The sequence below is a fragment of the Endozoicomonas atrinae genome (assembly GCF_001647025.1).
Classification (GTDB): Bacteria; Pseudomonadota; Gammaproteobacteria; order Pseudomonadales; family Endozoicomonadaceae; genus Endozoicomonas; species Endozoicomonas atrinae.
In genome coordinates, this window is sequence record NZ_LUKQ02000291.1 from 1 (window position 1) to 5953 (window position 5953).

The 5953-nt window shown below is 47.5% G+C and carries 6 protein-coding genes and 2 pseudogenes; 1 reads left to right on the forward strand and 7 read right to left on the reverse strand.

Annotation, left to right across the window (positions count from 1 at the left end):
* Window positions 1-176: pseudogene (locus AK963_RS32425) on the forward strand (IS256 family transposase); the annotation flags it as partial.
* Window positions 177-254: 78 nt separating this feature from the next.
* On the opposite strand, the gene ybgF reads toward AK963_RS32425, so the two are convergent.
* From ybgF to AK963_RS35855, 7 genes and pseudogenes are all read right to left on the reverse strand, one after another.
* Window positions 255-1118 (reverse strand): tol-pal system protein YbgF, encoded by an 864-nt coding sequence (gene ybgF, locus AK963_RS24440; RefSeq protein WP_083232873.1) that lies wholly within the window; start codon window positions 1116-1118, stop codon window positions 255-257.
* Window positions 1119-1236: 118 nt separating this feature from the next.
* Window positions 1237-1797, reverse strand: coding sequence for an OmpA family protein (locus AK963_RS24445; RefSeq protein WP_066018004.1), 561 nt, complete (start codon window positions 1795-1797; stop codon window positions 1237-1239).
* Window positions 1798-2281: 484 nt separating this feature from the next.
* Entirely contained in the window at window positions 2282-3616 is a 1335-nt protein-coding gene (tolB, locus tag AK963_RS24450) for a Tol-Pal system beta propeller repeat protein TolB (protein ID WP_066018005.1), read from the reverse strand.
* A complete protein-coding gene (gene tolA / locus AK963_RS24455; protein ID WP_066018006.1) occupies window positions 3613-4461 on the reverse strand; it encodes a cell envelope integrity protein TolA in 849 nt (282 codons plus the stop codon). Before tolA ends, tolB begins: the two co-directional genes overlap by 4 nt.
* Window positions 4462-4917, reverse strand: a complete 456-nt coding sequence (gene tolR / locus AK963_RS24460; protein WP_202969852.1) for a protein TolR — start codon at window positions 4915-4917, stop codon at window positions 4462-4464. It lies immediately after the preceding gene.
* A 15-nt stretch (window positions 4918-4932) separates the two neighbouring features.
* Window positions 4933-5601 (reverse strand): protein TolQ, encoded by a 669-nt coding sequence (tolQ, locus tag AK963_RS24465; RefSeq protein WP_066018007.1) that lies wholly within the window; start codon window positions 5599-5601, stop codon window positions 4933-4935.
* A gap of 162 nt (window positions 5602-5763) precedes the next feature.
* Window positions 5764-5953: pseudogene (locus tag AK963_RS35855) on the reverse strand (IS630 family transposase); the annotation flags it as partial.

Here is a 5953-nt window from a genome sequence, read left to right on the forward strand (position 1 = left end):
GCGTCATTCGTAAGGCGATCAAGAACCGGAAGATTTTTCGGACTGATGAGTCAGTCATGAAGGTAATCTATCTGGCCATGGAAAAAGCTTCCGAGAAATGGACCATGCCGATCAGGAACTGGAAAGCAGCCATGAACCGGTTTGAAATTATGTTTCCTGACCGGTTCAAGGAGTAATAGTTTTGGTGGCGTTTACACAGAATTATTTACAGGCTCAACTGGCACAGGTAACCCACCTATACCAGCCCTCTGATATCAAGAGCCGCCCATGGTTCTCAAATAAGTATCGGAAAGTCTGGCTGCAGAACTATCAGGGTATTGCTGAATAACCAATTCAAGGAGCTTCTTCGCCTCTTTCTGGTTTCCAAGTAAATCATGAACTCGTCCAAGCTTATAGCTAGCATCCGGAACTTTTGGGCTTTTTGGAAACTCATTCAAAATTACTTGGAAGGACTCTTTCGCAGCATCATAATGCCCCTGAGCCATATCAACCTCACCCAGCCAATAATGAGCATTATCTGCATAACGGCCTTCAGGGTATGTTTTCAGCTGCTCCTGGAGAGCTATCTTCGCTTTATCAAACTGTTTGGACCGAATAAGGCCAAATGCCGACTGGTAAGCTGCTTCCTCAGCTTTTAAAGCCGATTGATCCTTTTTATCGCCCCCCCCAATCACTGGAGCGTTCACCATCGGTGGTTTTAAGTTAGTAACTGAAGCTGGGGCAGCCGCTTTATCTGCCTGACCATTTAACCGGGAAACACGCTCATCAAGATCAAGATACCTATCGCGACCTTCCTGCTGCAGCTGTTCAATGCGAAAGGCATGCTCTTCCAGCTGCCCTCGCATTTCCATCATTTCCTGCCGAAGCTGATCAATCGTATTAAGCAGGTGTGCTGTACCGTTGTAATCATCATCGGCATCAGATGAGGATGAAATCGTAACAGGTTCATCTGAGATCTTACTGATAACAGTCTGAGATTCAGTTGCCCCCCCCAGAGGTCTGGACTCTTCAACAGGCGCTGCCGCAGTTGCAACTCCACTCAGAGCACCAGCAAACAACACTGAAAAAGCCATCAATGCCCTGAAAACCAGCTTTGGGTTAGTCTTTCCTCTACGCATTCATCCCCCAAAAAATAATGATACCAGTCACATCCTGAACTCCTTTTTTTCACCGAGCTACTTACCAGAAAGCTCGCCCGCACAAGGAAAACATCAGGAATGTGACTGGCATTATTGATTACTCAGTAACAATTACCGCACGACGATTCAAAGCCCAGGCAGTGTCATTATGTTCAGGATCAAGTGGCTTCTCAAAGCCAAAGCTGATCACTTCTATACGGTTAGCTGCTACGCCTTTAGCGACAAGGTAATCTTTCACTGCCTTGGCACGGCGCTCACCCAGGGCCAGGTTGTAAGTACGGGTGCCACGCTCATCAGTATGCCCCTGAATGACGATGTTTTTCATGTAGCCCAGATCAGAAGTCAGGTATGCAGCATGCACATCCAGAGCCTTGTATGCTTCATCACCCAGCTTGGAGCTGTCAAATGGGAAGAAGTAGGTATTCTTCTCCAGGAGCGCCTGAATCTCTTCTGGAGACTCATCAATCTTGCCACTATCAATGACTGCCTGAACTGCAGGATCCAGAACTGGCTGAACTTCAACCAGCACCTCTTCCTCAACAGTAACAACCGGAGGCTGGGTTTCTGCAGTAGTTGGCTCTTTCTTGGAAGCACACCCTGCCAGCCAGATAGCAGCGACAGCCATAAAAGCTGCTTTAACAACATTGGCGATTTGCATTTTCAACTCCAATCATTCTCTACGGGATTTCAAAAATTTGTGCAGTACACTATCAGAACTGAGGTCACCCGACTAGCCCGAATACCAAGGGATGATAAGGTTTCCTCAGAGAAAGAGCTACCAAAAAAAAAGCAGGTTTAAAAAGACGGGAGCAAAAGGGTGACGGAGTCATTTTAACCACCCCGGTATATTGAAAAAAGCAAACAAAAGCACGGCCGACTGCCGATCATGCTGTGCTACACCGGTAGAAAGTAGGAAAAAGGACAACCTGGCCACCCAACAACCTCCGTCATTACCTTCCCTTCTTCAGTTTGAGGCTGTTTGAATCAGCCAATCCACTGACTTCCTGCTACTACGCTCTAGGGAGTTCATTCACAAGAGCAGGTTAAACGAGCATAGCAGCAAGTCGGAAAATCGGCAGGACAAAAACAACTATCGTCAATCAGCTTAAAAGAACAATATATCGATTCATCCTGCCTTAACGCTACCTGAGCCCAATACTTGGCCCCCAGGCAGGCTCTCTTACATCACCCTCAGCAGAAGGCAACCTCTGCTTCACACGCCCATCTGCAGAAACAATACCCAGCTCACCATTTTTGCCACCTTGAACAGAATAGATCAGTCTTCGGCCACCCGGAGCAATACTGGGAGAATCTTCCAGCTTGGATGACGTCAGGAGCCTCAGCCTATCCGTATCCAGGTCAAGAACAGCAATGTTAAAGTCAGCGGCTCCCTGCCCTTTATGCACCAGAGCAAGGGACTTACCATCAGGAAAAACCTTAGCCCGGGCATTGAACCGCCCTTCAAAGGTTAGACGACGGGGCTTACCTTTTGGAATAAATTCGCCATTATTTTTACGACTGATCTCCTGCTGATAGACCTGGGGACTCCCACCTCGATTTGAGGTAAAAATGAGACTCTTACCATCTGGCATCCAGTCTGGTTCAGTGTCTATCGCATAGTGAGTCGTTACATTACTGATTTTATTCGTTGCCAGATCAAGAATATAAACATCTGGATTACCGTCCTTGGAAAGCACCATGGCAATGGATTTACCATTTGGAGCCCATACCGGAGAGTTATTCAGCCCTTTAAAACCAGTCAGTTTCTTGCGGATTCCCGTTGCGAGTTCCTGCATATAAATCGCAGGACGCCCCTGCTCAAAGGACACATAGGTAACCTTTGTTCCGTCTGGTGACCAGCTAGGCGATAAAATGGGCTCAGTTGAGCTGAAAACCTTCCTGTTACGCTTACCATCAGCATCGGCATAATTTAGCTGGTAATCCGTTCTCTTAGCGTCATGCCTCTGGGCTGTTACGTATAAAATACGGGTTGAGAAATCGCCCTTCAGACCTGTGATCTTTTCATATACCGCGTCACTGATGCGGTGAGCCATCTCCCGAAGCTGGGCACTGTTTCCGGTATATCCTCCCTTCGCAATGCGCTTTCCCCTGATAACATCATAAAGCTGATAATTCATGGTGTAAGCATTATCGTTAAGAGCCACCTGCCCCGTTACCAGGTAAGAAGCACCCAGCACCTTCCAGTCACGATAATAAACTTCTGATTCACTGGCCGGGAAGCTGAGCATACTGGCTCTTGGCAGTGCCTTGAAGAGACCACTGAGTTTCAAATCATTATCAATGATTGCCGCAGGGTCTTCTGGCAACACTCTCTCCCCTTTCCAGCTGAAGGGCGAAACCGCCATGGACACAGCCTTGTCATTTCCCTGAGTTACCTCAATAACAAGTTCTGCCTGAGCACTAATCCCCCAAAGCAGACAGTAAAACAGTAAAACGGTTTTGAATAAGTGCCTCATTTAACCAGATCCTCGGGCCTGAATCGGAAGGTAATTCGTCGGAAGTATTGATCAAAAATTCGCCGCTCAAGATCCTTCAATTCTGAAAAGGGCGACGCTCGGCGTATAGCCTGAATAACTGAGCGATCAAACTCATCATTTCCACTGGACTTCACCATGGTAATATCCAGCACATCACCAAAAGGGGAAAGACTGATTCGAATTTCTGCCACCATGTTATTGCGCGCACTGGGAGGCCTGTTCCAATACTGGGAGGTCAGGCTTTTAATCAGTGCAGCATATTTTGCCTGCTGAAGCTGGTCATGCTCAAGCTGCTGGGCAGCTTCCAGAGCCTGCTGCTCCATTGCCATGGCATGCTCAAGCGCTTGCTGCTCTTTGCGCTTTTGCTCCTTTTCCCGCTGACGTCGCTCCTGCTCCTGACGCTCCCGGGCAGCTTCTTCTTTCTTACGAAGCTCTTCCTTCTTTCTTTCCTCTTCACGCTTGAGAGCCAAGGCTTTCTGCCGCTCCTGCTCTTTTCGCTGTTGTTCAGCTTTTTTGCGCTTTGCCTCTTCTATTTTTTTTGCTTCCGCCCGCCTTTTTGCTTCCTCTTTGCGCTTTCGTTCCAACTGACTCTGTGCTGGCTTCCTAACGGTTTGAGGTTTTGCTGCAGGTTTGGGCAACTCTACCAGAGCGGCACTGATTGGCATCGGAGGCGTTATTTTAGGATTGGAGTCTGCACTCCAGTTTACTAAAAGCACACCAAACAGGATAAGATGAAGAATCAGAGATAGCGCTATAGCAAAGCCATAACCTTCTGTCACCCTTGTTAACAAGGCTGGAAAAGCATTATTAAACCATCTCTTCATTTACTGCCCTTCCAGAGCCACCGGATCAGTTACCAGCCCTACATGACTGATTCCTGAGTTTTGCAGGCCAGCCATTAATTGTACTACTGATCCATAAGCAACGTTGGTGTCTCCTTGAATCAACACTTGAATGTTTGGTCTGGCACTGACTACCTTGCTGACTTTCTCTGTCAGGGAAGGAAGATTAACAGCTTTGTCATGGTCAGATCCGATGTCCATATAATAACTGCCATCGGCCTTTATCGAGACGACCAGGACCTCTTTGTCTTCTGGCAGGGCTATATTGTCACTACTGGTTTTGGGCAGCTCAACTTTCACGCCCTGGGTCATCATGGGAGCACTGATCATAAAAGCCACCAGTAGCACCATCATGATATCGATAAACGGTACCATGTTTATTTCAGACATGGGTTTACGACGATTTCTTATCTTTGCCCCACTTCTCATTGGTGACATTGCGGTAAGATCCCTTTATGTCCGGCTGTAAACTTTAAGATGAAGGATACTCGAAAACTCATCCGCAAATGTCTCGTAATTGGACAAAAGGGCTTCAACCCTTGAAGCATAGCGGTTATAGGCCACAACCGCCGGGATAGCAGCAACAAGACCTACAGCAGTTGTCAGCAAAGCCTCGGCAATACCCGGTGCAACCGAAGCAAGCGTTGGCTGCTGAACAACAGCCAACCCCCGGAAAGAGTTCATAATCCCGACAACGGTTCCAAAAAGACCAAGATAAGGACAGGTAGATCCAACGCTGGCAAGAAAGGGAAGGTTCGCCTCGAGGCGCTCCTGCTCCCTGGAAATGGCCACCCTCATGGCCCGCTGAGTACCCTCCATAACCGCGTCAGGATCAGCGGTACCCTGGTTGCGGAGGCGGGTGAACTCGGTAAAGCCAGCTTTAAAGATGTGTTCCACCCCTGAGTCAGGATGTTCATTTTGCTGCACTTCCTTGTACAGCAGAATCAGATCCATTCCCGACCAGAAGCGATCCTCAAAAGCAATCATGGCCTGCTGTGCATTTCTAAGCAGGACTCCCCGCTGAATAATCATCACCCATGAAACAACCGATGCCGCCACCAGTAACAATAACACCAGCAATACAATCCAACTGGCATTGCCAATCAGAGCCCATAGAGACATGCTTTCTGCCACCGACAACCTCTCTATCCATCAATTATGAAGTCGAAAATAGACTGATCATAACACCAAAAAACAGAATGGGGATCAGAACTACTTTATAAAAGTGAATAAAAGTAAGGTGATTTTACCTCGTGAATAACTGATACCAATTGAATTTTCTAACTACTGTATAACTGCCCAATCACGGGAGCACAGACTGAACAGTCGACCAGCTTCGCTGCAAAGGTTATTCCAAGCTTCACAGCAACAATCTACAATATTTTCATAACCTGAAAATGCTTTGTTTGATAAGTCATGCTCCCGCATCCACTCCCATAGCCTTTCTGAGCTGTTTAACTCCGGTGCGAATGGT

Bases quoted from the DNA above. Each gene is read 5' to 3' on its own strand.
- ybgF (WP_083232873.1), bottom strand. From the start codon at position 1,118: ATGCGTAGAGGAAAGACTAACCCAAAGCTGGTTTTCAGGGCATTGATG.
- AK963_RS24445 (WP_066018004.1), bottom strand. From the start codon at position 1,797: ATGCAAATCGCCAATGTTGTTAAAGCAGCTTTTATGGCTGTCGCTGCT.
- tolB (WP_066018005.1), bottom strand. From the start codon at position 3,616: ATGAGGCACTTATTCAAAACCGTTTTACTGTTTTACTGTCTGCTTTGG.
- tolA (WP_066018006.1), bottom strand. From the start codon at position 4,461: ATGAAGAGATGGTTTAATAATGCTTTTCCAGCCTTGTTAACAAGGGTG.
- tolR (WP_202969852.1), bottom strand. From the start codon at position 4,917: ATGTCACCAATGAGAAGTGGGGCAAAGATAAGAAATCGTCGTAAACCC.
- tolQ (WP_066018007.1), bottom strand. From the start codon at position 5,601: ATGTCTCTATGGGCTCTGATTGGCAATGCCAGTTGGATTGTATTGCTG.